The following is a 25,430-nucleotide window of genomic DNA, read 5'->3' on the forward strand; positions in this document are numbered from 1 at the left end:
CACATTAAAAATAGACAAAACATCATGCTAATGAGCATAAAACAAACAAAATATATTGTCTATATTTAATGTTTTTTGCTATTTTGATGAAAAACATTCTTGTTTTATCAGCGTTATCTAAATGATTTCTGCAACAGGTGATCCTGCGTTAACATAATTGCCTTCTTTGAGTATTTGTTTTAGCACACCATTTCGATGTGCAATAACTTGAACTTCCATTTTCATGGCTTCCATAATAGCAATGACATCGCCTGCGTTTACGCTTTGATTATCATTGATCACCCATTTAAAAAGACTACCAGAAACAGGTGACTGGACAATCAATTCAGATAATTCTTCTTTCACGCTTGAGGATGTATCTAAATTAGCTTCCGTTTGCAAGGATAACCCTGCAAGGAGTTGTGCAGGTAAACCGAGTTTACAACGTTTACCGTCAATCTCAATAAATGTGCGTATCAACGCTGCTTCTTTTTGTGGTATTTGCCTTTTGGCTGGTGCTATTGTTGTAGTAAATTCAGTTTCAATCCAACGTGTATGTAATTTAAAATCATCAAAAAAATCAGAATGTTCAATAACCGCACGAGCAAATGGCAACACACTAGCTACCCCTTCAATAGAAAACTCAGCCAAAGCACGACGAGCTCTAGCAATGGCTTGTTGTCGATTATGACCAACTACAATCAATTTTGCCATCAGTGAATCAAACGAGGCAGGAATTGTTGACCCCACCGTTACGCCACTGTCCACGCGAACACCTGCTCCTAATGGCACATCAAAGCGTGTAATGGTACCTGCCGCAGGTAAAAAGCCATTAGCGGCATCTTCGGCATTGATACGAAATTCAATAGCGTGTGCTTTAGGTTTTGGTGTTTCATTAATGCTTAATGGCAAACCTTGGGCAATACGCAGTTGTTCAACAACAAGATCAATGCCTGTTGTTTCTTCCGTTACGGGATGTTCTACTTGTAATCGTGTGTTGACTTCTAAAAACGATAATTTGCCATCTTGGCTGAGCAAAAATTCAACCGTCCCTACACCAACATAATTTGCTTTAGCACAAATAGCTATTGATGCTTGGGTTATTTGTTCGGTTAATTGTTCGCTAATAAAAGGAGCGGGCGATTCTTCAATTAATTTTTGATTACGACGTTGTAATGAACAGTCACGCGTACCTACCACAACAATATGACCTAATTTGTCGGCAATAACTTGTGCTTCGACATGTCTAGGATTATGTAAAAACTGTTCTAAAAAGCACTCTCCACGCCCAAAAGCGGCAGTTGCTTCACGCACGGCTGAATGGTAAAGCTCTTCTACTTCATCTATTTTCCAAGCTACTTTTAAGCCTCGACCACCGCCACCAAATGCGGCTTTTATAGCAATAGGTAAACCATGTGCATGGGCAAATTCGATCGCTTCTTTAGCGTTTTTAGCTGGTTCTTTTGTTCCCACAACCAATGGCGCACCCACTTGCAATGCAAGTTGCCTTGCTTTGACTTTGTCACCTAATATTTCAATCGTTTCGGGATTGGGTCCAACCCAAATTAACCCTGCATCTTGTACCGCTTTTGCAAATTCAACACGTTCAGATAAAAAACCATAACCAGGGTGCACCATCGTTGCTCCTGATTTTTTAGCTATAGCAATAATTTTATCAATATCTAAATACGTTTCGCTTGGCATATTGCCTGCTAGCCCATAAGCTTCGTCGGCCATTTGTACATGAAGTGCGTTAATATCTGCATCAGCATAAATCGCAACAGATAAAAATCCCATATCACGACAAGCACGCACAATGCGTACGGCAATTTCGCCACGGTTAGCAATTAATACTTTATGCGTTATTGTTTGATTATTTTCAGACATGATCAACATCACTCCCTTCAAATTCTTTAAACATCCCTATAGGATTAAACTTTATTTTAGCATTGACTGGAATTTGACCTGCTAAATCTAAATGATAATTACATACTGCACCAATAACAGGATAACCTCCTGTTAAAGGGTGATCATTCAAAAATAATACAGGTTGTCCATTAGCTGGTATTTGTATTGCTCCAATACAGGTACCTTCACTAGGTAATTCTTGTTGTTTTTCACGAATTAACGGTTCCTTTCCAGATAAACGCAAGCCAATACGGTTAGAAGCTGGAGTAACCGACCACAACTGTGAAGTAAGAAGCGCTATCGATTGCTGAGTAAACCAATCGGTACGTGGTCCAAGCACAATATCTAACACTACTATATCATCACTAGTTGGGTAATTAATCATAGGAGTTTCTGATAATGATACTGGATTTAACGTTTTTGCTTGCTTAATCGCCAACATTTGACCCGATTTTAGTGGTAAGGGCCCAACTTGTGCAAGCGTATCAAAAGCACAGCTGGTTAAAATAGGTGTTACTTGAAAACCGCCACGCACAGCTAAATAACTACGAACGCCACATTTTACATTACCTAAACGGATAATATCACCTGCTTCTAATTGAATTGGCCGATACATAGGAGTAGTATAGATTTCACCTTGGATGGTGGTTATTGTGATCTCACATATAGCGCCCGTCACAGCAACTAACATTGGTCTATTTATTTGGGCGCTAAAACCACCTTGGGTAATTTCTAACGCTGGTTCATTAATTGAATTACCTAACACGCGGTTGGCACTGTGTAATGCGTTTTTATCCATCGCTCCCGATTCAGAAATGCCTAACGCCGCCTGCCCAATTCGGCCATTGTCTTGAAACAATGTTTGCAATCCTGTCGTTAATACTGTTATATCTTGTTGCTCAACAAGATCATCTTGTTTTTTAGCTACTGATAAATGAGCAGGTAAATGATAAGTTGTTTTCGATTGGCTCACATCAATAAAATTAACCCGAGTACCAGGTTTGAACAGCGCTGGCTCATCACGATAAATATCCCAAACTGCCGTATCTGTAATGCCAATCAATTGCCAACCACCAGGGCTTGCTTGTGGGTAAACACTACTAAATTCCCCGGCCAAAGCTACAGATCCTGCTGGAATGCGGACTCGTGGCGAACTTCGACGTGGCACATTAAGCTGAGCCGTTTTAGATACCATATAAGCAAATCCAGGAGCAAAGCCACAAAAAGCCACTTGATACTCGTTATCAGTGTGCCTTGCAATGACTTCGGCAACCGTTATGCCAAGATAGTCTGCCACTTGAGGTAAATCTTCACCATTATAGCGAACAGGTATTATTACCTGTTCGCCTGATTGCATAACGCTTGCCGAAATATCTAATTGAGCAATCTGCTCAGCAAGTATATTAGCATTGGTTACAATGGGGTTATAACGGATTAATAGGGTTCGTGCCGCTGGGATTATTTCTTTGATATGCCAATCAGCAATAACACCTTGAAGCACATCAGTAAGCGCCATGGTTTGCTCAAGGCTGTTTAATTCTACGATAAATGCATCGATATTAACGGGTAAAAATCGCATTAAGTACCTCGAAATATGATCAATATCCAATCACTAACAATACATATTTTATATTGTTTGGTTTAATCATATTTTTATTTTTTTATTAATTTAATTAATTTTTTTCAAAATATTAACTAATTTAGTTATTATTACTTTTAGTAAACGAGGCAATATGAATGCCATTTTGTTGTAGTTTTTGTCGTACTTTTTGTGCCATGCCTAAAGCACCTGCACTATCGCCATGGACACAAATGGATCCTGCATCAATACTCACAAATTGCCCTTCGATAGACATCACGCCACCATCATTAACCAATTGTAACATACGGTCGGCAACTAGATCAGGATCATGCAATACCGCTCCAACCTCTTTACGAGAAACTAATGTACCATCAGCATGATAAGCTCTATCAGCAAACGCTTCAGCAACGACGCTTAAGCCACTTTCTTTAGCCCATTCAATCAATTTTGAGCCTGCAAGAGCAACCAAAGTCAATGTCGAATCAACCGCACAAAGCGCATCAATCACCGCCATTGCCTGACGCTTATCATGCGCAATGGTGTTATATAATGCGCCATGTGGTTTAACGTAACTCACTTTGGTACCGATTGATGTGGCTAATCCTTTAAGTGCGCCAATTTGATAAATCACATCAGCGGTTAACTCATCAGTTGCTATATCCATATTACGACGACCAAATCCCACTAAATCAGGGTAACCAACATGAGCACCCACTTGGACATTATTGGCTTTAGCGGCATTCAACGTTTTTAAAATGCCAGCAGGCGAACCTGCATGAAATCCACAAGCAATATTCGCACTGCTAACAACATTTAGCATTGCTTCATCATTACCCATTTGCCATTGACCAAAGCTCTCGCCAAGGTCACTATTTAAATCAATACATTTGGTGATTGTCATATTGTCCTCTATTTTAAATAGTTAAAAATAGTCGCGACCGACATTATGCCCATATACCAAGTAATTGCGCACACAACTACGCCTGAAAGTAATAACCATCTTGGATAATGATATCCAGACATAAGATCAGCTCGTCGCCAACCAATATAAACAAAAATAGTTAACCCAAGCGGTAAAACTAAACCATTAAAACCACCAGCAAAGACTAATAATGATACTGGTGCAGTCCCCATAATTAAATAAATTGCAAGCGAAACAACAATAAAAATAATGGTAGCAAACTGACGTTGTCTGTCTGTAATAGTACGTTTAAACGGAGTAATGAACGTCATTGAAGTATAAGCTGCCCCAATAACACTAGTGATGGCTGCTGCCCATAAAATCAAACCAAAAAGGCGCAATCCAAACTCTCCCAAAGCCGCTTGAAATGCTTGCGATGCAGGGTTAGCAGCATAACTTGAAATATCAATTGTCACACCACTTGCCACGACACCTAAAATCGCTAAAAATAAAATGTAACGCATTAAACCAACAACGACAATTCCTTTTGTGGCTGCGCCTGAAACATAATCAATATGCTCTACACCAACCATACCTTTATCAAGTAAACGGTGAGCGCCTGCGTAAGAAATATAACCGCCAACTGTCCCACCAACTATGGTCGTAATTGAAGCAAAATCAACATGGCTTGGAAGCACTGTCTCTTTTAAAGCTTGACCAATCGGTGGATGCGATGCGAACACCACAAACAGTGTCAAAAAAATCATCAACAAACCAAAACCAATCATCAAACGATCTATAAAATGACTCGCTTTACGGGAAGAAAATATGTAAACCGCTAAAAGTGCACTAATTGCCCCTCCCCATTTAGGATCAAGGCCAACCAATGCATTTAAACCTAAACCTGCACCAGCTATATTACCAATATTAAATACTAATCCACCAAATATAATTAACACCGCCAGCAAATAACCACTAAATGGAATGGTTGCATTAGCTATATCTGAAGAGTTCATTTTGGTTAATGCCACAATTCGCCAAATATTTTGCTGAACAACAAAATCGATAATAATAGAGGCTAAAATACCAAATCCAAAAGCAGTACCAAGCGTAACGGTGAAGGTAGCGGTTTGAGTAATGAAGCCTGGGCCAATTGCTGATGTTGCCATTAAAAAAATAGCACTGATTAATGAAGCACGCCGATTTTTAACAAAAGCAACAGTACTACTGCTATGATTTTCCATACGGATGTTTCCTCTAAATATTTATAATTACAAATCTATCCAATGTTATTTATAAGCAATAACTATGCCATAACTTAAACAAAGTTTGATAAATGTTAGTTAATATAATTACTGTTTTTTAAGCAAAAAACTAATTAAAAATAATTATAATGATTCATCATTAAAAAGTAATAAACTTATAATACTCTAATAAAGACCTGATATGCACCAAAATGGTATACATACATATTCTTAAAATAAGGGGATAAACTTTTTATTAAAAGTGACTAAAACATAATAATTTTTATATAGCTATGTGTAAGAGTATTTCAAATATTTTTTAAGGAATAACAGTTATTAAGTGTTTGCAGGTTAAAAAAGAGTTTCCCGCCCGCCTTATTGAGGATGGGAAACATTGATATTTATTATAAAAATGCGATTATATTTAAGATGTTAACTACAAGTTAGTTATTACAGTATAACCTCAAATAAGGTTATTGATGTTAAAAAATAGCTACCACTAATGGCAAGCCCATAAGGCAATGTAACAGAATTTTTTTTGAAGGATCTGTATATTATTGCAATGATTGCCATTGGTAACCCCAAAAAGGTAATAACGACTAAGAAAAACGGCACACTGTTTATTGGAATAGAAATCAAAAGAACAGTAATTAATTTTATATCTCCAGCACCAACAAGTCGACAATAAAACATGAATAGACCACAAATTAAAAATATAGCTGATGCAATATAATCTAGCTGCCCTTTGCCAAAGGCAAAATTCAAAATAACTAAAATGAATATTATTATAACAATTTTATTTGAGATAGTTCGATATTTTAAATCCGTATAACATGAAAATAACAAGCATGCCCAAATAGCTAAAATGATAATATCATTAATTAATTCTTGGCTAATCATTATAGTCTTTATCCTCGACCAGGAACAAAATCTTTACCATAAACTTCTTTCATCGCTTTTGGCAATTCTTTTATTTCTACTCCTGGCCAGCTAACAGGGTTCACTGGTGAATAATATTTATACCAATTATTCCAGCCTACTCCAAAAGCTTGTCCTTCATCATTCCAATAAATCAGACTCTCTTTACCTCCATCGATTTTAGTCAAATTACCAATAATATCCCTTTTTATTGGTATATAACCATACATTATCTGCCAATTGTGTCTATCATTAGCCGCAACCGTTACCCCCCATGTATATAGTTCCCCATCATTAGTGATGGCACAACACCCTCCATATCGGCAATAAAGCGTATTAACATTATCCATAACAAACTGGGGATCGGCTACATCTAGCTCGTTATCTACTTTATATTGATTTCCATCCTTATCAACCTCATACATTAGAGGTGTTTTTTTTTCACTTCCTAGATAACCAAATCCTATACCTAAATGATTGGCTGCCCCCATAGCCCACACTTCACCTTCCGAAGTTAAAAATGCAGTATAGCGGTTCCCTCCCGTAATAGTTACTATATCTCCACCACTAATACCAGGGGGAAGATTAGTAATTTGCACAGGGTATGTCTGGTAAACATGTACTGGTATTCCCATGATACTATGCCTAAACCCATATTGATTTGACTCATCATCTCCCCAAGCAAAAACTTCACCACGTTCATTTATAGCCCAGGCAGATTCATAACCCGCCCCAATCAACACAACTGGACTATCGTGAAAATATGATTGAGGAATACGATGAAGTACTGTTGGTCCAATAACTAGCGAACCATTCGCCATTTGGCCGTAAGCTGATGTTCCCCAAGCATAAACCTCCCCACTTCGGGTTAAAGCAAAAGAAGTATATTCCCCAGCATTTATCATGATGACATCTTTACCTTCTAAAACTAAGGTTGGTATAGTTTGATAACCTCCTAGATTTCCAGCCTTAATAGCTGATGCTTGCCAAGCTCGATTGTCACCCCATGCCCAAACATCACCACGATCATCAAGAGCAATTTGGTGATATGCTCCTGCCGCTATTTGCGTAATATAAATCCCTTTCTTGACAAAAAATTCTACTCTGTAAGGAGGCTTCGAAGAACTATAACCCAAAGAACCACTACCTGATATCCCAGCATCTCTGTAACCTGTAAGCCAAACATCTCCATTTTCTATCGTAATTCCTGTATCAATAGAGTTAGTTGAAGTAGGAGTTTTTACAAATGATTTTGTTGTCAACACGACGGCATCACTTTTTCTTTCGTTTGCAAATAATGAAAAGCATAAACATGATGCAAAAAATACCATTAATTTAGTTAGTTTCATTTAGATTAACCTCTATTAATCAGATTCATCTTTGTTAACAAAATTACCCGTTTCTGTCTGAATAATTTTTTTCATAGTATCAAATAAACTCTGATAATCTTGAGCATCGTGTAAATATTCTCTATTGCCCTTCATACATTTAGTAAACCATTTTCCATATACTAGTTCATATTGTCTATCTGTTGTTAAATTGGCTGCATTAGGATCGAGTTTTATATAGTGGATCGTCGCCGTGTTAGCTGCTTTTTCAATATAGCCACTATTTTCATTAGTTATTGAAGTTAATCCAGTCGTTATTTCTTGGCAAACACCTTTGTTCAAAAAAACGTCTCTGAGAATATCTGCTCCAACATCGTCTTTACCGTCTGTAATAATAATCATCATTTTATTATTAGCATAGCCATTTGCCATTACTGGGACTGTCCTTAACAAAGCCGTCATAGTATCTGTTCCTCCGCCAGGTTGCCAATTCCCATTCTTGATATAATCTAGTAAAACCGAATTATGATTTCCATTTTCACTAAAAGGGACTAAACGAGGAAACGCCTTAAATTTTCCAATATGCTTTGATGCTTCTAAAAACCTTTGATGGTTAGTTGGTAAATTAATCACCTCTTCGCTCATTATGTTATTACTATATAAAGGCGATTGGCACATTCCAAAAAATGGTGAAAAATCACTAACAGTAGGCGAAATAGGTCGATTAAACGTTATTGTATTACTTTTTATACCACTGAACAATGTATCCAATGTAGCTTGTACATCAATTGTTCTGCCGTTAGCAAATGAATAATGTACATCAGGCTTTCCCGAAAACATGAGGTCATATAGTTGAACAACCCTACCATATTGGCTTTCAATAGTTTTCTTATTTTCATCACGCAATGGATAATCAGGACGATCTTCACCACAAGCATACTTTGCTCTTCCCATATTAAGCACTTCATCTTGATCTCTAGCGCGGCACAATTTTTCGCGCACTAAGGCACTATCATTATTCAAATCTTTAGCAGGTCCAATTATTTGTGAATAATAAAAATAATTAAAATAATCTAAATAATAAGTAACCGTATTCGCATATTTACCCAAATAGTCATAATCTAAATAGTTCTTAATCTCTCCGCTTTCCATTAAATTACGCCATCTAGCATATGCAATGTTTTTATTTGCCCAAAAGTTATAATCAACTTCATCATAGCCTTTTTTCAATTTGTACATAACTGAACAACCATAGCTCTCACCATTCTCAGCATCAACTAGGTTTTCAGTGTTTTGCTGAACTGGCACACCAATATCATAAGGAACTAATGCAAATTTAATCTCTGAGGATCCTTTAAACTGATTAATAATATCAGCTATTGCTTTTTTCATATATTGAAGGCGTTGCTGATCACTATTTCCATTTTGAGAAGAGTATTCATTACAACTTGTATCGTCATATTGGCATGTTGTTGAACCTGAAAAATCAGCAATAAGAGCAATATCAAATGAGTCATATCTATTAAATTTCTTTGTATTACCATAACTTTCAGTTTTATTGCTAACAATCATAGATTGATTTAACTCACCAACTTTTCCTTTGTCTTTACTACTTGTTAAGGAATCAACTTTCTGTTTATAGGCAATACTATATACCTTTGTGTTTTTATTATATTCTATATTAATAGAGGCATCGGCATCTTCTACTAAATCATCACTAATTTTTTGATAAACAAAATAATTAATATAGTTCAATGCCATTTTGCGATTTTGTTCAATTGCTGTCTTATCAGCATTTTCATTGTTTAATGCGATAATCGCCAACGAAGCTTCGTTAGTCGCTTCTGAGATCCTTGCACGGTCGCGCATTGTTTGAGTATAATTTATTGAAACTAACATACAAATTAGCATTGTGGGAAACATCAAGGCGAAACTTATAGTAGCACTCCCTGAAGAACACTTAAAAAAAGATTTCTTATGATTAATTTGTTTATGTTTATTATAGTTCATATAATACTCTCAAAAGTGTGTTGATTACTGATAATAAATTGGGCAATTTCCATTAGATCTTGAAATATCATTACAACGTGATAACACTACAATATTGCTACATAAATTTGGTATAGTATCGGTAGCTTTTCTGCTTGAATTAAACCATTTTAAATAAAGGCTTTCTTCGTTAACTATACACATACTAACTCGATATAAGGGAATCCAACGCCCCGCTAACCCTGTTGTGGGATCAGCAGCACGTTCAACATATGGAACAAGTTTGGAATAGTCAGTAAGTGAGTTATTTGAATTATCAGTCATACTGGGTAACGAATTAAAATAGTCCCCAATACCACCATCATTACATACACCAGAGGAGCAAGAACTAGCGCTTAGATTAACAAGTTGCGCATGAGCCAAGCTTTTGGGGTTAGCAACATTTTGAAAAATAAATAAACTATCGACTTTTAAAGTAACATTACGTCCATCTAGTAATGAACTTGCTAGGCGGCTGAGTTCTTCCACTTGGGTACCATCGAATAACTCATGAGAATTAAAACAGGAGTTAGAATCAGCACATAATGCAGCCACCTCTTGAACTGTCGAGCCATTTATAACTGGATAAATTGCTGATCTTTCACGAAAAATAGAAGCTACAGTATAATTTGCCCGCTCTAATCTATTTTGTAACATAATACTACTGTAAGTATCATAGATAATAAATACTAAAAGTGAAAACAAACAAAAACATGCTGCAAACTCTATTGAAATTATACCGTCTTTATTACGAAAAAAATTATCAGAATATCTCATTTGCTATTTCATTCCTTTAATTATCAATTATTTTAATAAAAACTCACGGTAAACAATAGTCTTCTTTTCCAGAGAGCTGTCAAGTATACGACCAAACTGCTTGGAGAATATAGCATTGTAGTCATACTTCAATTCAAATAATAGTATTGGAGCATCGCTAACAGGAGTATTTAGGCAATTATTATTAATTGCCTCATCAATTTTTTTACAGTATTTCACAGTTATTTCAAATTTTTGTGGTTCTGCTATATAAGGCCATAAAGGTACTTCAGAATTAATCAATTCCTGCAACTGTTGATTATAGTCTGCATTTTGAGAAATCGCCGTTTTTCTAGTTATTTCTGTAGTCACCAGATCTAAAGCCGAACCAATAATCATAATTCGACTAAATTCTAGTACAAATAAAAATAGAACAATTAAATAAGGAAAAACAATTGCAAACTCTATCGAAACACTTGCATTTTTTTTACCGAAGAATAATTTCCAATATTTAAACATAATTTTTGCTCTACTCTATTATATTAACGATTAATCTTTCTTTTTCTTTAATATTGAAAAAGACATCTTTTGTTTATTTTTTTTAACTTTTTTATTACCAATAATAGCCGCAGCCATTTCATTTATTTCACTGCTAGTATGTGCTTTTTTAAATTTATCTAATCTTGGAATAAATTTGCGTGTAAAATCGATATTTCTACCTAAGAATTCTTCAATATCCTCATTTTGTAAAGCATTTTTTTTATCATAAGGAAGGTTTTCATTTAAACAAACCAAAAAACGTTTATTTAATAAATCCGTATTTTGTGTACTAATACGTGCGATTTCCTCCAAAATTCTCTTAGCAACTTTGATTGAAAAGGGATCTCTATTTATTACAATAAACACAATGTTTGAAAGCTTTATGATTTCATCAAAATGCTTAAACGAAGATTGCAATCCCATATTTTGATCAATAACAGTAATATTGAATCGACCTGAATTTAGATCATCATATTTCCAAGCCTTATCAGCAAGTTCAACTTTTACTCGTAAAGACATTTCAATATCAACAATTGAACCATCTTGAGGAATTGGTGTTTCAAATAAAAAATCTGCATTAGGGCTTGTAGTTGCACCTTGGATATAAAGAAGCGGATAATTTGTTAACGAACTGATTTTTTTTAGTGTATGAACTGCTAATGATGATGTGCCAATTCCACCTTTACAACCTAAAAATGTAATAACGCTACCGACTCTTTGGCTAGAACCTGGTGGAGTAATACTCCTTGAGTGTAAGATATCAGGAATTTTCTCTAATTGAGTATTCTCTAATAAAAAATGAATTCCTTTTTTTAATAAAAATTCAGAAAACTGGATTGAATCATGGCTACCAATAAGTATTGTTGATGCTTGAATTGGAAAAAAACGATTGACATTTTCAGATAATAGCTCAGCATCACCTTCATCTTTAATATCTAAAATAATAGCATCATATTTATTCCAACGTGGGGCCTCTTTTAATTCAGATAATTCTAATGAGAAGATCTCCATGGCTAACACGTTATAAAGGAAAAGCACCGAACGAATATTTTCAATCAATTCAGGTCTTTTGCTTAAAATAGCGATCTGAAAACCAGAAATGCGTCCAACTACAAATTCTTGTGATGGTTCTTTTGATATATCTTTATCTTTTTTATTACCAAATAATTGCATAAAAATCCCACTAATTTTTTATTCAATAAAACCCATATCGTTAATAAACTTTTCACTTTCATTAGATATTGGTACTGTTTTTCGGCGTTGTTTATCCATATTATTCTTAATATTAAAGAAACTATTTACTGCATCTGTTCGCTCTAAAATCGGTAATTCTACACCATCAAAACTATTATTAGGTGTAACTAAATTAACTGTTGCAAATACGACCATTTCAGTCTTTTCACGACCTGTTGTAGTACTACGAGTCAATGCTCCTAAAATAGGAATTTCACTAACAAAAGGAATACGAGATAATGTTTCTGAGTCCTGTTCACTAATTAATCCTGCAATAACAAAGCTGTCACCATCAGATAAATCAATAGTAGAACTTGTTTTTCGAGTTTGTAAAGTCGGTATATTATAGTTATTAAAAGCATATGAACCAGCAACCGAACTCACTTCGTTATTAATAAATAATCTAATGCGTTTGTCATTGTTTACTTTAGTACTGATATTTAATTTAATGCCATACTCTTTATAAGTAACTTCAGAATCACCATCTTTACCTTTAGTCACAATGGGAATCTCACCACCAACAAGAAATGCTGCACTTTCGCCAGATAATACAGATAAATTAGGTTGTGCTAAAATTTTAGCTAGGCGATCATTTTTTATAGCACGAATCATTGTAGTAATGTTATGAATATTAAATCCTTTTTTTAGACCTAATAGAGTGAACTCGCCAATATTGTTCATCTTAAGATCTTGTTGACCTTTGGCCATACTATCCAAAGTTAAGCTTTGCCACTCAATACCCAATGAATCAGTAAAAGTTTTGCTAACTTCAACAAAAGTCAATCTGACATTAACTTGATACTCTTCAATTACTCTAATATTATCAATAATATTGTTATATACATAGTAATCTTGGAATGTAAGTTCTTGGTTGACAAAATCTTCACCCGATACTCTATTCCGTATTCGCTCTGCATTTTGCCCAACAAGTGTACCTACAAGCGCCATGATTTTACCTTTTGTTGTAGTGTCGGGTGCAGTACCATTTAGTACATAGACAAATCTACCACTTGGGTCACCGTTATCGTAACGATCTATTGTTACGCTACTATTTGGAAAGTTTTGCGCTAACCTATTTGTAATTTGAGATAAAAGTGGATCGACATTAATGGTGTCATTAATAATAATATTATTTGCATCATCATAAACAAGTAAACTAGTTCTACCATTTTGTTTACCATATATAATTAGTGATTTACCATCAACAACTTCATAATTTGCTACGCTGTCTTGGCTAATAAAAACCGTACCTACATTCTCAGGTAAAACAATTGTTTTACTTTGTCCAATCTGTAAATTGTGAGTATTAGCAAAAACCAACGGAGAGAAGCTAATTGATAATAAACAAGCTAGCAGTTTAATTTTGTTCATAATTGGTTTAACTTTTATTAGCATTCTTAATTCCCTTTTAGCAAATTAATTTGTTTTTTCTTTGAGAAAATAGCTTTATCAGTTAATGGCCATTTCTTTTCTTTATCACTTAACAAACGTAATCCATCATCAACATTTTGTTTATAAGTACTTGGATACATCATAACTGTGGAATTGGTCATTAGTGTTCTTAATAATTTAATTTCTTGATTTGAAAGCTCTAATTGAACTTGTCCTACCTCTTTTCTCTGAAATTTTTGGTCTATTGTATCTCCTAGATCAATATAGAGAATCTTTTTACCAACAATAATTGGTTTTATGCGATTTTTAACAAAATCATCACTAGGTGAAACTAATCTAGTTCCTTCATAATTTTTACTATTAGTATTAGACTTAGCTATTTCATCATCACTATAAAATATATAAAGATCAACAAGATCGCCACTCTTTAGATTTTTTACCAAGTATGAATCAATTTGATCCAATTTGAATGGAAACATATAATTTCCTTCTTTTATCACTGACATTAAGTATTCCTCTGAATTAGGTGCAGCAATAAAACTTCTTTCTATAAATGTATCTTTTGCAATATTATTTTTAGCAACATAAGCATCGATTTTTGCTGCATCGCCTATATATTTGGATTTGTCATTAGACCCAATTTTGACTTCTATCGATTTAAAATAATAGTCATCCTTAGTCAAAATTTTGCTTTTACTAATACTACGTTTAGCAGCAGCTACAGTTATGATTTCTGTCTTGGGTTCTTCTTTTTTAGGTTCTTCTTTAACTTGAACTGGTTGCTGAACTATGGGCTCAGCAACAGGTTCAGGCGATGATTTAGTAAATAGTAATGCCAGTCCCACAACTAACATTAATATATATAGAACAATTATTCTTTTTTGTTTCATGCAAACTCCCTAAAATTTTATATCTATTGTTATTATTATTTTTTTTGCACTTATTTATTCTCTAAATAAAAATCAAATGCAAAGCAATGAGCTTTACCCTTAGAATTAGGGCCTGCATCGAAATCCTTCACTATTGAGTCTTGTTTTGTTTTTATTTGTAAAACTAATGTTTTTTCGGCAGTTAAAGTTCCTGTAACATTGGCAAAATCACGAGCACTACGAGAAATTTGGTTAATGATATAATTTATTCCTTTGCTAGGAAGGGTTACGTCATATAACGATAATTTGAACTCTGTTGGTGAAATTTTTTCAATTACGTATTGATTTTTATTTAATGGACTAACTGTTTCAAAAGTTATTCGGCTAAATTTTCGATGTTCGCCAGATCGAACAGCTAAAATAGTCGATTGAGTCGCCGCCCGATTGACTTGATTATTTTGTTTAGAATCTGTTTTATTAACAACTGCCGAATTAGTTGCAGTAGCTTGAGAAGCTGTTTTGGATTCAGTTTCTGAATCTAATTTAGCCACACTCGATAATTTAGCACTAACTTCCGACTTATCAGTTGTTTGTGAATTAGTTACTTTTTCAGGCTTAACAACTTTCTTGTCCGTTTTATTTACCTTTTGTGATGCCGATTTTTCAATTGTATACTGCTTTTGATTTTCACTTTGCGCTGGCACAATTTCATTAAATTTAATCGCTTTAATTGGCTCGATCTGTTTTAGTTCTTGTATTAATATTTCTGGCTCATTAGATAACCTATGCCCTAAGCAAAATGACTTAGCTAATTGAATTTTATTTAATTTAACTAACGTGTAAAGCAAGTTATGAAGAATGGTTTGGTCACGATATCCTTTTGTATATAAAATATTTAAGTGCTTATAAGCCTCATTATAATCTTGATTCAAAATTGATAGCATAGCTAGATTATTTGTGACTTTGTTCTCATCATAAAAGTTTTCTCTAGCTAGATTGAATGAATATCGTGCAGCATCGTATTGTTTCTTTTTTAACAAAACAATACCTTTTACATTATATGCTTCACCGTTTTTAGGATTAATCGTGATTGCTTTGTCTAAATATTCTAATGCAGTGTCACTATTCCCCATTTTTGATTCAACATGACCATACAAAACAAAAAGATTATCATTTTTGCTTTTATTTAAAACAGGGGTTAATGTTCTTTTTGCCGCTTCATAATCATTAGATAAATAATAGACTTGAGCAAGTTTATATCTTGTATCTTCAGTATCAGATCTTTGTAAACGTTGTTTATAAAGCTCAATTAAACCACCATAATTTTTTGTGGTTTCATGAATGAAAATTTTTTGCTGCTCATTTAAATCATATCTTAAGGTACTATTTTGACATCCAGTAGCAACAAACAATATTGAAAATACCGCAATAAATTTCGGATTTATTAACACTTTTGGTTTACAGAATTTTAAAAAGTCATTCATTATCTCTAGATCCCTAATTATTCATCTGACTTAATGTCGATATAATATTCATAATAACTGGCGCAACTACAACAACAAGAACAGGAACTAAAAAGAATACCATCATCGGCATTGTCATTTTAGCTGCAATAGCAGCGATTCTTTCTTCTATTGTTAATTTTTGTACTTCTCTGATTTCAGCTGATAATTCTAATAAAGCGTCATAAATCGAATTACCATAACTAATACTCCTTTTTAAAGTAATACAAAACATTCTGACTTCTTTACACGGTACTTCTTTCAAAATTAAATCAATAGCGAGCTCGATACCATTAACATCCATCATTAAACAAGCTCTTTCTAAAATAGTTGCCACATCCCTATTAATTGGTTTTACTCTCGTGCTTAAATATCTAAAACCATTTTCGACTGTCATGCCTGATTTCACCATAATTGCCATCATATCAATGATCAATGGTAAATCTTGTGAAATTCTTTTAATTCTTTTTTCTGTCTGTTTTTTTACTAATCTATCAGGCAGAATAATGACTATAATAATAATAAAGAATAATACAATTAGTAATATATTTGAACTAAGTTCAATAAAAGAAAATATTTGATTCACAAGATAAAAAAATGAAAATCCGATAATGATAGCGTAAATCTTCCAACTATTTTGTTCTTGAAAACGGCGCAAAAAAGTTAAGCTTATACTATTTTTTGCAGCGAGTCTCTCAAAAGCAAGATTTCTTTGGTTAATATGCTTTTTAGGTGTTCTCTTTTCTTCATTTTCATTATTTAATAACAAATTAAGTTTTTCTTTTCTTTGATGCAACAAATATAAGCAGACTAATTCTCTACTACCTATAAAAATTAAAATAATGGGAATTAATATATTTAATAAATTCATCATAATTTAAATGACCTTACTAACCATTCCTTTTATAATGAAAAGCCCAATAGCCACACTACCAAATATATAATATAAAATATAATGACCAACCATTGTGCCAACCAATTGTTCATAATTTGCTGGTGAAGCAAATTTAAGAATAAATACAAAAGCAAAAGGCATACCGCCTAGTATTTTCATAGTCATTCTTAATTCCGCCGTTTTACCGTCTCTAGTTTTAGTTAAAATTCGATTGTTTATTAACATTTTTGTTAACCGACTAAGAACTTCTTTTAATTCTCCACCACTATCTAGATTAACCATTACTGTCAAAATAAAAAAATAATATTCTGGAAATGGAAGCTTTAAATAAGATCTTATTAACACATCCTCAATATTTTCACCAATTTCAATTCGGCTATCCACATCCTTCATTACTTCACCAACAATTCCACCAATAGAATTTCCACACGTTTTAAAACTTGTTGTTATTGCGCCACCAGATGACACAACACCTGTAATGGTGTTTAATGCTTCAGGAAATGTATCGTAAAACTCTTTTTTTAACTTTCTTTTTTTTATAAAAATAATTATAACAATTGTGGTAATAATACTAACTAAAGTAGCAAAATAGCTATTATAGTTAATATACTTTTCATTCAATATGATACCCGCAACTGTACCTGCAAAAATATAAACAAACAACCGACTTTTTGATTGCCCTATTACAAGAAAATTGTAATCAGCTCTAATCATCATTTTAATACTAAAGCTGATGCGTTCCCAAAAGGATTGCTTTTTTTGAGATAATTGTCTTTCGACCAAACTTGATAACGAAGTATTTTTAGTTTCGACATTATAAAATACTTGTAATCGCCCACTACGGCGATGCAATGCAAAAATATTTATAACGGCAACAAAAATAAGCACAAGCGAAAGAAGTAGAATCATGTTTTTAAACCTACTGCATTTAACATTAGTTTTTCTAACACATCTGACATTTCATAATATTGAGCACTATCATAAAGTGCAGATCGCCTAACTAATCCATTACAGACAAATTCACCTTGAATCTTACCATTTCCATCTCTTTCGTCATGAATTTTAAACTTAAAAACGTCATGAGTAACAATATTATCAGATTCTAATCCCATAACTTCAGTAATACTCATTACTTTACGTTGTCCATCTGGAAGGCGTGAAGCCTGAATAATATAGTTAACGGAAGAAGCAATATAATGTCTAATTGCAACAATAGGTAATTCAGGTTGAGCCATAATGATCATACTTTCTAATCGAGATAAAGCATCTTTAGCAGTATTAGCGTGTAATGTCGACATTGAACCATTGTGACCGGTATTCATAGCTTGAAGCATTTCAAAAGCTTCTTCACCACGGCACTCCCCTAAAATAATTCGATCTGGTCGCATACGCAATGCATTAACTAAGAGATTTTGCATAGTTACTCTTCCACGACCATCCTCACCACCTGATTTGGTTTCCAGTCTAAGCACATGATCTTGCTGCAACTTTAATTCAGCGGCATCTTCAAGTGTAATAGTTCGCTCATGTTCACCTATAAATCCAGACAGTGCATTAAGCATTGTTGTTTTACCAGAACCTGTTCCACCTGAAACAATAATATTCATTCGACATCGAGCAGCAATAACTAAAAAATTAGCCATGTCCTCATTTAGTGAACCATAGTTGATCAAGTCATGAAATGTTCGACGGCCAGTACCAAATTTACGAATTGACATCGATGTTCCATCAATGGCAACTGGAGGAATAACAACATTAAGTCGGCTACCATCGGGCATCCGTGAATCGACTAACGGATGTGCCTCATCAATATTTTTACCGACTTTATTGACTAAACGTCTTGCGATATCAAGTAGTTGACGTTCGTTTATAAAAAACTTATCCGTTTTGGCTAGGATCCCGCCCCGTTCAACATAAATACTATAAGGGCCGTTGACTAAAATATCATTAACCGTTTCATCTTTCATTAATGAGTCAATTGGACCATAACCAATAATTTCATCGCAAATCATACCTGCCAATACACCCGATTCATCGGCAGTAATATAAGCATTGCCAGAATTAACAATATCTCTGATTATTGTTTGAATTTCACGCAAAACTCGATTGGGTTCGTTTTTTAATTGCTCAATTAAATCAAGATCAAGTACTTGAAAAACCAAATCACGAACTCTACCCCATTCATCAGAAAACTTAGATTGTCCATCAGCCATAACATTTATTATATTATTTTTTACATTACAAAAAAGTTACTAGCACTTTAACTCGTGCTAGTAACTTTGACTTAACAAAGATAATAATACATTATCTTCAAACTAATTAACCAGCAGTAGATACAGCATTGATTGTAGAAGTTACTTTAGTTTTTAAAGTACTAAAAACGTCACTTAACATTGTGGCTACTGGACCATCACCTTTAAAGACAACGAATACAACAGTAGCAACACCAGCTGCAACAATTGCATATTCAATTGCTGTTACGCCTTGCTCATTTTTAACAAATTTACCTAAAAAATTTCTTGCTTGAGCACGAATTGCTGATAAATACATCATTATTTTCTCCTTTTAAATTTTTAAAATTATTACTAAAAATTTATACTTCTTTATCAAGAAGTGTACATATCATACACTAATAAAATTGAAATGACTAGCTATCGATCGAAAATTGTATTTTAATGATTCAAATCATGGTTATTGAGTAAATATTCACCATTAACATAATTATATTACTTCTTTTTTTTCAAAAAGATGTATTTTTAAAAATACAATAATGCACTCTATTTAATAAAATTTAATTGAAAAAATATAATTGATTATTATAATTTTTACAAAATAACGATAAGATAACTAAAATATATTATGAAATCATATGGAATTAAAAAAAGTTCCCGTTTAATTTTACTGTTAATCTATACTTTTATTAGTGTTATTTTTGCTTTTATTTACCTTACTAAGTCTGGTACACAGCGGAATGGATTTTGTTTTGAGAATCCTTTTTTTTATCTAATTACAATAACAACTTTATGTTTTATTGTGTTAGTACATACAAGTATTAGTAGTCGTCATAAACCCATTGTTGTCTTTGGCTTTTTATTTTTATTTCTTTTTTTATCTGAAATTAATTATTGTATTTTTTATGGAGAAATAATATCAGAGGGAGTACTTGATTCTATTATTGAGACTAATTCTCACGAAGTAATGTCAATGACTAAACAGGCTTTGCTCATAATAGGTCCAGCATTTATTACAACCTTTCTTATTTTATTTGTTCTTAAAAAATTAATTTTCGTTAAATTTAGGATTTTTGTCCCCCTATCTTTGTATATACTTATACTATCCGTTGTTCTTTTATTCCTAGTAACTAAATCATCACTAAAGTCTGACATTAAAAATGGTCATCTTAAAAGTAGTGTTAGTGTAATTCGAACAATATTCCCTGCTGTGCTAGGCGATTTATCCTATCTTTTGGCCAGTTATGCATCAACAGATATTTATTCAAATACCCATGAAATTGAAAAATTTAATGAAGCTATTCTTTTGCCGCCTAGTAAGCCTGATAACGACTTGATCGTATTTATTATGGGCGAATCTTCTTTAGTTTCCCGCTATAGCACTTACGGTTATCATCAACAAACTACGCCTTTTATGACCAATATTTTTAGTCAAAATGGCGGATGTATTATCCCAAATAGCCACTCAGCGGCAGCCTTTACTCGGGATTCTATACCTATGACACTTTCATTCAATGTGCCCGAAAGTGATGATAATTTATTTGATAATAAATCGATTATTGAGATGGCTAAGTTCAATCATTACAAAACCTATTGGTTAGCATCGGCTGGGCAACAAATTCAAGGTACATTTAATACTAAGTTTGGTTTTATTGCACGTAAAAGCGATGTTATCACTTTTACTGAAGATATTCTGGATATTAATTTAAGTCAATTATTAGAAGACACCTTACAAAAAGATAATTCTCCAAAAAAATTTATTTTTGTACATTTGCGCGGTAGCCATCAACCCTATACAAAAGGTTATGATGAAGTTGATAAGTTGGCTTTACCTGATGTCGAAGAATATGATTTAACTATTCATCACACCGACCGTGCAATCAAAGCATTATATGATGTTATTAATAAATATAGTAACAACTATACCGTTATTTATACCTCGGATCATGGCGAAATTGTGAATGTTGGGCATGGTATAGGTGACAATGTTGACCAGTTCCTAATCCCTTTTATGTTTATATCAACCAATCAACGATATAATTGCCAATTTATTGAATCATTTCGGGGACAAGACGGCTATTTAAGTGGGCTTATGAATAAATATATTCTTTCTAATCTGTTAGGCTATGAGATTGATCCAGTTATCCTTGACAAAGAAAAAAACAATGATCGAGTTTTTATGCCAAACAGCAGTGTCATGCCTTTTTTAGAAGTACTTAACAAACATTAATTTGTTACCTATTATACGTTGAGGAATTGATAGGGATAGGATATTGGTTTTATACAAAATATTAAATGGGGCGTAAAAATATAGCTCCTTTTTGTTATTACATACTAGAGGCTATCGATCTTTCAATAAAAAGAAAATAAAAAGATATTGTATATGATATAGTTTTGCCAAAATGAACAATAACAGCACGTTATATGTAGAACATATGTAACAGATAACTACTGGGAAAAAACAGAAATTGTAAATAAATAAGAAAAAATAAACAAATATATAAGCAGACTAGAAAATATTTTATATTGAATACGCGGTAGCTGTACGTGGCGAGATATTCTAGAGGATATTTAAGGGCTGGAGTAACAAAATCAACTGTTACCTTTAACTAGTAAATACACAAATATAGGATGAGGTTATATTTTATGAAATTATGTGGGATAAAAAGAGTTCTGCCCTTAATGTTATTGTTATTAGTTTATACATTTATCAGTGTTATCTGGTCTTACTGCTTTAATAATAGCTATCATGAAAAATCTACCGAATCTATTTTTGGGGATTTGTTTTTCTATATTACAATAATAACAACTTTAATTTTTATTATGATAGTACATAATTGTATTTGCAGCTGTCATAAGCTTATTGTTGTCTTTGGCTTTTCATTATTATTTCTTTTTTTATCCGAAATTAGTTATTTTATTTTTTATGGAGAAATGATATCAGAAGGAGTACTTGATTCTATTATTGAGACTAATTCTTATGAAGCAATGTCAATGGCTAAACAAGCTTCAATCATAATAATTCCTGCGCTTATTGCAGACTTCCTTATTTTATTGATTCTTAAAAAAATTGTTCGTATTAAATTTAAACTTTTTATTCCCATAACTATTTATGTGCTTATATTGTTCTACCTTATTTATTGTCTAGTAAATTACACAGCATTAAAACCTGATATTAAGCGAGGTTTCTATAAAACTAGTGATAGCATAATTCGTAAATGTTATCCTGCTGTACTTGCTAATTTAGCTTATATTTTAACCAGCTATGCATCAACAGATATTTATTCAGATACCCATGAAATTGAGAAATTTAATCAAGCTGTGATTTTACCTCCTAATAAGCCTGATAACGACTTGATCGTATTTATTATGGGCGAATCTTCTTTAGTTTCCCGCTATAGCGCTTATGGTTATCATCAACAAACTACGCCTTTTATGACCAATATTTTCAGTCAAAATGGCGGATGTATTATCCCAAATAGCCACTCAGCAGCCGCTTTAACCAGGGATTCTATACCAATGACACTTTCATTCAATGTACCCGAAAGTAATGATAACTTATTCGATAATAAATCGATTATTGAAATGGCTAAGTTCAATCATTACAAAACTTATTGGTTAGCATCGGCTGGGCAACGAATTAAAGGTACATTTAATACTAAATATGGCTTTATTGCGCGTAAAAGCGATGTTATCACTTTTAGTGAAGATCTTTTGGATATTAATTTAAGTCAATTATTAGAAGACACTCTACAAAAAGATAATTCTCCAAAAAAATTTATTTTTGTGCATTTGCGCGGTAGCCATCAACCCTATACAAAAGGTTATGATGAGGTTGATAAGTTGGCTTTACCTGATGCCGAAGCATATGATTTAACTATTCATCATACCGACCGTACAATTAAAGCATTATATGATGTTATTAATAAATATAGTAACAACTATACCGTTATTTATACCTCAGATCATGGCGAAATTGTGAATGTTGGGCATGGTATAGGTGACAACATTGACCAGTTTTTAATCCCTTTTATGTTTATATCAACCAATCAACGATATAATTGTCAATTTATTGAATCATTTCGAGGATCAGATGGTTATTTAAGTGGGCTTATGAATAAATATATTCTTTCTAATCTGTTAGGTTATGAGATTGATCCAGTTATCCTTGACAAAGAAAAAAACAATGATCGAGTTTTTATGCCAAACAGCAGTGTCATGCCTTTTTTAGAAGTACTTAACAAACATTAATTTGTTACTTACTATACGTTGAAAAATTTTTTATCATCATTATGTTTTTTAATAAATACATTAAGTTGTTAAAAAAATTGATTCAGTACAAGCTAACAATCACACAAATAGAACAATAAGTTAACCTAATATGTTAAAAATATAATAAGGTAATATAATGAAATTTTTTAAAATTAAATGGAATCTTTCTTTCATTTTATTGTTGGTTTATATCGTTTTTAGTGCTATTTTTTCTTACTTAACATTTGATGTTATTGGCGGCAAATTTATTTTTAATGAACCTATATTTTATGCCGTTTTGATAACAACTTTATGTTTTATTATTCTTTTACATACTAGTATTCTTAGCCCTAATTATTTTATATTTGCTCTTGGCTCGTTATTTCTATTTCTGTTTTTACTAGAAATAAGTTATTTTATTTATTACGGGCAAGTAATATCTGATACCGTGCTAGACTCTATAGTAGAAACCAGTTCTTATGAAATATTGTCAATGTCTAAACAAGTTTTAATCATAGCTGGCCCCGCATTTATTGCAACTTTTCTTATTTTATTTATTTTTAGAAAAGCAATTACTGTTAAATTTAGACCTGTTATTCCATTAATATTGTATTTAATTTTACTTTTTTTTATTGTTTTTTCACAAAATTTAGCAGAGAAGTCTGAAATCGAGAGAGGCAACTATAAAACTACTGCTGAGATAGTTCGTCGAATTTATCCAGCGGCATTGGGTAATTTATCCTATCTTTTGGCTAGTTATGCATCAACAGATATTTATTCAAGTGCCAATGAAATTGAAAAATTTAATGAGGCTATTCTTTTGCCGCCTAGTAAGCCTGATAACGACTTGATCGTATTTATCATGGGGGAATCATCTTTAGTTTCCCGCTATAGCACTTACGGTTATCATAAACAAACTACGCCTTTTATGACCAATATTTTTAGTCAAAATGGCGGATGTATTATCCCAAATAGCCACTCAGCGGCAGCCTTTACTCGGGATTCTATACCTATGACACTTTCATTCAATGTGCCCGAAAGTGATGATAATTTATTTGATAATAAATCGATTATTGAGATGGCTAAGTTCAATCATTACAAAACCTATTGGCTAGCATCGGCTGGGCAACAAATTCAAGGTACATTTAATACTAAGTTTGGTTTTATTGCACGTAAAAGCGATGTTATCACTTTTACTGAAGATATTCTGGATATTAATTTAAGTCAATTATTAGAAGACACTCTACAAAAAGATAATTTTCCGAAAAAATTTATTTTTGTACATTTGCGCGGTAGCCATCAACCCTATACAAAAGGTTATGATGAAGTTGATAAGTTGGCTTTACCTGATGTCGAAGAATATGATTTAACTATTCATCACACCGACCGTGCAATCAAAGCATTATATGATGTTATTAATAAATATAGTAACAACTATACCGTTATTTATACCTCGGATCATGGCGAAATTGTGAATGTTGGGCATGGTATAGGTGACAACGTTGACCAGTTCCTAATCCCTTTTATGTTTATATCAACCAATCAACGATATAATTGTCAATTTATTGAATCATTTCGAGGATCAGATGGTTATTTAAGTGGGCTTATGAATAAATATATTCTTTCTAATCTGTTAGGTTATGAGATTGATCCAGCTATCCTTAACAAAGAAAAGAATAATGATCGAGTTTTTATGCCAAACAATAGTGTCATGCCTTTTTTAGAAGTACTTAACAAGCATTAATTTGTTACCTATTATACGTTGAGGAATTGATAGAAATCGGCTATAAATTGTATATAAAATATTATAAAAGGGGCACAAAACGCCCCTTTTTTGCTATTAGTGACATTTATAGCAAGCAGGTCATTGCTA

Annotated in this window: 20 protein-coding genes; 3 read left to right on the forward strand and 17 right to left on the reverse strand. The window is 33.0% G+C overall.

Going from position 1 to position 25,430, the window contains the following annotated elements:
- Nucleotides 1-117: 117 nt before the first annotated feature.
- From A9G32_RS03715 to A9G32_RS03795, 17 genes are all read right to left on the reverse strand, one after another.
- On the reverse strand, nucleotides 118-1,875 hold the full coding sequence (locus A9G32_RS03715; protein ID WP_065590824.1) for an acetyl/propionyl/methylcrotonyl-CoA carboxylase subunit alpha: 1,758 nt from the start codon (nucleotides 1,873-1,875) through the stop codon (nucleotides 118-120).
- The gene (locus A9G32_RS03720) at nucleotides 1,859-3,466 is read right to left on the reverse strand and encodes an urea amidolyase family protein (protein ID WP_065590823.1); all 1,608 of its coding nucleotides are present in this window, start codon (nucleotides 3,464-3,466) and stop codon (nucleotides 1,859-1,861) included. Before A9G32_RS03720 ends, A9G32_RS03715 begins: the two co-directional genes overlap by 17 nt.
- A gap of 121 nt (nucleotides 3,467-3,587) precedes the next feature.
- A complete protein-coding gene (locus A9G32_RS03725) occupies nucleotides 3,588-4,364 on the reverse strand; it encodes a LamB/YcsF family protein (RefSeq protein ID WP_065590882.1) in 777 nt (258 codons plus the stop codon).
- A 14-nt stretch (nucleotides 4,365-4,378) separates the two neighbouring features.
- On the reverse strand, nucleotides 4,379-5,614 hold the full coding sequence (locus A9G32_RS03730; protein WP_065590822.1) for an NRAMP family divalent metal transporter: 1,236 nt from the start codon (nucleotides 5,612-5,614) through the stop codon (nucleotides 4,379-4,381).
- 450 nt (nucleotides 5,615-6,064) lie between these two features.
- Nucleotides 6,065-6,514: an A24 family peptidase gene (locus tag A9G32_RS03735; protein WP_081296735.1), complete on the reverse strand. Its 450-nt coding sequence runs from the start codon at nucleotides 6,512-6,514 to the stop codon at nucleotides 6,065-6,067.
- An 8-nt stretch (nucleotides 6,515-6,522) separates the two neighbouring features.
- The gene (locus A9G32_RS03740) at nucleotides 6,523-7,881 is read right to left on the reverse strand and encodes an RCC1 domain-containing protein (protein ID WP_065590821.1); all 1,359 of its coding nucleotides are present in this window, start codon (nucleotides 7,879-7,881) and stop codon (nucleotides 6,523-6,525) included.
- A 15-nt stretch (nucleotides 7,882-7,896) separates the two neighbouring features.
- The gene (locus A9G32_RS03745) at nucleotides 7,897-9,759 is read right to left on the reverse strand and encodes a hypothetical protein (RefSeq protein WP_065590820.1); all 1,863 of its coding nucleotides are present in this window, start codon (nucleotides 9,757-9,759) and stop codon (nucleotides 7,897-7,899) included.
- 135 nt (nucleotides 9,760-9,894) lie between these two features.
- Nucleotides 9,895-10,665, reverse strand: coding sequence for a tight adherence pilus pseudopilin TadF (gene tadF, locus A9G32_RS03750; RefSeq protein WP_065590819.1), 771 nt, complete (start codon nucleotides 10,663-10,665; stop codon nucleotides 9,895-9,897).
- A 27-nt stretch (nucleotides 10,666-10,692) separates the two neighbouring features.
- Nucleotides 10,693-11,163: a TadE/TadG family type IV pilus assembly protein gene (locus A9G32_RS03755; RefSeq protein ID WP_065590818.1), complete on the reverse strand. Its 471-nt coding sequence runs from the start codon at nucleotides 11,161-11,163 to the stop codon at nucleotides 10,693-10,695.
- Between the two features lie 30 nt (nucleotides 11,164-11,193).
- Complete coding sequence (locus A9G32_RS03760) at nucleotides 11,194-12,357, reverse strand: hypothetical protein (RefSeq protein WP_065590817.1); 1,164 nt, start codon at nucleotides 12,355-12,357, stop codon at nucleotides 11,194-11,196.
- A gap of 18 nt (nucleotides 12,358-12,375) precedes the next feature.
- Nucleotides 12,376-13,812, reverse strand: coding sequence for a type II and III secretion system protein family protein (locus A9G32_RS03765; RefSeq protein ID WP_065590816.1), 1,437 nt, complete (start codon nucleotides 13,810-13,812; stop codon nucleotides 12,376-12,378).
- Between the two features lie 2 nt (nucleotides 13,813-13,814).
- On the reverse strand, nucleotides 13,815-14,699 hold the full coding sequence (locus A9G32_RS03770) for a hypothetical protein (RefSeq protein ID WP_065590815.1): 885 nt from the start codon (nucleotides 14,697-14,699) through the stop codon (nucleotides 13,815-13,817).
- A gap of 50 nt (nucleotides 14,700-14,749) precedes the next feature.
- Complete coding sequence (locus A9G32_RS03775) at nucleotides 14,750-16,162, reverse strand: tetratricopeptide repeat protein (RefSeq protein ID WP_065590814.1); 1,413 nt, start codon at nucleotides 16,160-16,162, stop codon at nucleotides 14,750-14,752.
- A 13-nt stretch (nucleotides 16,163-16,175) separates the two neighbouring features.
- Nucleotides 16,176-17,054, reverse strand: coding sequence for a type II secretion system F family protein (locus A9G32_RS03780; RefSeq protein ID WP_081296736.1), 879 nt, complete (start codon nucleotides 17,052-17,054; stop codon nucleotides 16,176-16,178).
- A 3-nt stretch (nucleotides 17,055-17,057) separates the two neighbouring features.
- Nucleotides 17,058-17,984 carry a type II secretion system F family protein gene (locus A9G32_RS03785; protein WP_065590812.1) on the reverse strand — a complete coding sequence of 309 codons (927 nt, stop codon included), beginning with the start codon at nucleotides 17,982-17,984 and terminating at the stop codon, nucleotides 17,058-17,060.
- Entirely contained in the window at nucleotides 17,981-19,288 is a 1,308-nt protein-coding gene (locus tag A9G32_RS03790; RefSeq protein WP_081296737.1) for a CpaF family protein, read from the reverse strand. The genes A9G32_RS03785 and A9G32_RS03790 overlap by 4 nt, the downstream gene beginning before the upstream one ends.
- Before the next feature lie 106 nt (nucleotides 19,289-19,394).
- Entirely contained in the window at nucleotides 19,395-19,628 is a 234-nt protein-coding gene (locus A9G32_RS03795) for a Flp family type IVb pilin (protein WP_218055823.1), read from the reverse strand.
- 480 nt (nucleotides 19,629-20,108) lie between these two features.
- Between A9G32_RS03795 and A9G32_RS03800 the strand changes: the two genes are divergently transcribed.
- The 3 genes from A9G32_RS03800 to A9G32_RS03810 all read left to right on the forward strand — a co-directional run bounded on the left by A9G32_RS03800 (nucleotide 20,109) and on the right by A9G32_RS03810 (nucleotide 25,301).
- Nucleotides 20,109-21,536 carry a phosphoethanolamine transferase gene (locus A9G32_RS03800; protein ID WP_176701311.1) on the forward strand — a complete coding sequence of 476 codons (1,428 nt, stop codon included), beginning with the start codon at nucleotides 20,109-20,111 and terminating at the stop codon, nucleotides 21,534-21,536.
- Between the two features lie 704 nt (nucleotides 21,537-22,240).
- The gene (locus A9G32_RS03805) at nucleotides 22,241-23,557 is read left to right on the forward strand and encodes a phosphoethanolamine transferase (RefSeq protein ID WP_218055824.1); all 1,317 of its coding nucleotides are present in this window, start codon (nucleotides 22,241-22,243) and stop codon (nucleotides 23,555-23,557) included.
- A 157-nt stretch (nucleotides 23,558-23,714) separates the two neighbouring features.
- A complete protein-coding gene (locus A9G32_RS03810) occupies nucleotides 23,715-25,301 on the forward strand; it encodes a sulfatase-like hydrolase/transferase (protein ID WP_141672727.1) in 1,587 nt (528 codons plus the stop codon).
- Nucleotides 25,302-25,430: the final 129 nt, after the last annotated feature.

The organism is Gilliamella sp. Gris3-2 (assembly GCF_001690345.1).
In the GTDB taxonomy this organism is placed as follows: domain Bacteria; phylum Pseudomonadota; class Gammaproteobacteria; order Enterobacterales; family Orbaceae; genus Gilliamella; species Gilliamella bombi.

What these genes read in the sequence shown, in the direction of transcription:
- A9G32_RS03790 (WP_081296737.1), bottom strand. Translation starts at nt 19,288, where the DNA reads ATGGCTGATGGACAATCTAAGTTTTCTGATGAATGGGGTAGAGTTCGT.
- A9G32_RS03765 (WP_065590816.1), bottom strand. Translation starts at nt 13,812, where the DNA reads ATGCTAATAAAAGTTAAACCAATTATGAACAAAATTAAACTGCTAGCT.
- A9G32_RS03780 (WP_081296736.1), bottom strand. Translation starts at nt 17,054, where the DNA reads ATGATGAATTTATTAAATATATTAATTCCCATTATTTTAATTTTTATA.
- A9G32_RS03760 (WP_065590817.1), bottom strand. Translation starts at nt 12,357, where the DNA reads ATGCAATTATTTGGTAATAAAAAAGATAAAGATATATCAAAAGAACCA.
- A9G32_RS03740 (WP_065590821.1), bottom strand. Translation starts at nt 7,881, where the DNA reads ATGAAACTAACTAAATTAATGGTATTTTTTGCATCATGTTTATGCTTT.
- A9G32_RS03770 (WP_065590815.1), bottom strand. Translation starts at nt 14,699, where the DNA reads ATGAAACAAAAAAGAATAATTGTTCTATATATATTAATGTTAGTTGTG.
- A9G32_RS03810 (WP_141672727.1), top strand. Translation starts at nt 23,715, where the DNA reads ATGAAATTTTTTAAAATTAAATGGAATCTTTCTTTCATTTTATTGTTG.
- A9G32_RS03715 (WP_065590824.1), bottom strand. Translation starts at nt 1,875, where the DNA reads ATGTTGATCATGTCTGAAAATAATCAAACAATAACGCATAAAGTATTA.
- A9G32_RS03745 (WP_065590820.1), bottom strand. Translation starts at nt 9,759, where the DNA reads ATGTTAGTTTCAATAAATTATACTCAAACAATGCGCGACCGTGCAAGG.
- A9G32_RS03795 (WP_218055823.1), bottom strand. Translation starts at nt 19,628, where the DNA reads ATGATGTATTTATCAGCAATTCGTGCTCAAGCAAGAAATTTTTTAGGT.
- A9G32_RS03720 (WP_065590823.1), bottom strand. Translation starts at nt 3,466, where the DNA reads ATGCGATTTTTACCCGTTAATATCGATGCATTTATCGTAGAATTAAAC.
- A9G32_RS03755 (WP_065590818.1), bottom strand. Translation starts at nt 11,163, where the DNA reads ATGTTTAAATATTGGAAATTATTCTTCGGTAAAAAAAATGCAAGTGTT.
- A9G32_RS03730 (WP_065590822.1), bottom strand. Translation starts at nt 5,614, where the DNA reads ATGGAAAATCATAGCAGTAGTACTGTTGCTTTTGTTAAAAATCGGCGT.
- tadF (WP_065590819.1), bottom strand. Translation starts at nt 10,665, where the DNA reads ATGAGATATTCTGATAATTTTTTTCGTAATAAAGACGGTATAATTTCA.
- A9G32_RS03805 (WP_218055824.1), top strand. Translation starts at nt 22,241, where the DNA reads ATGATATCAGAAGGAGTACTTGATTCTATTATTGAGACTAATTCTTAT.
- A9G32_RS03785 (WP_065590812.1), bottom strand. Translation starts at nt 17,984, where the DNA reads ATGATTCTACTTCTTTCGCTTGTGCTTATTTTTGTTGCCGTTATAAAT.
- A9G32_RS03775 (WP_065590814.1), bottom strand. Translation starts at nt 16,162, where the DNA reads ATGAATGACTTTTTAAAATTCTGTAAACCAAAAGTGTTAATAAATCCG.
- A9G32_RS03735 (WP_081296735.1), bottom strand. Translation starts at nt 6,514, where the DNA reads ATGATTAGCCAAGAATTAATTAATGATATTATCATTTTAGCTATTTGG.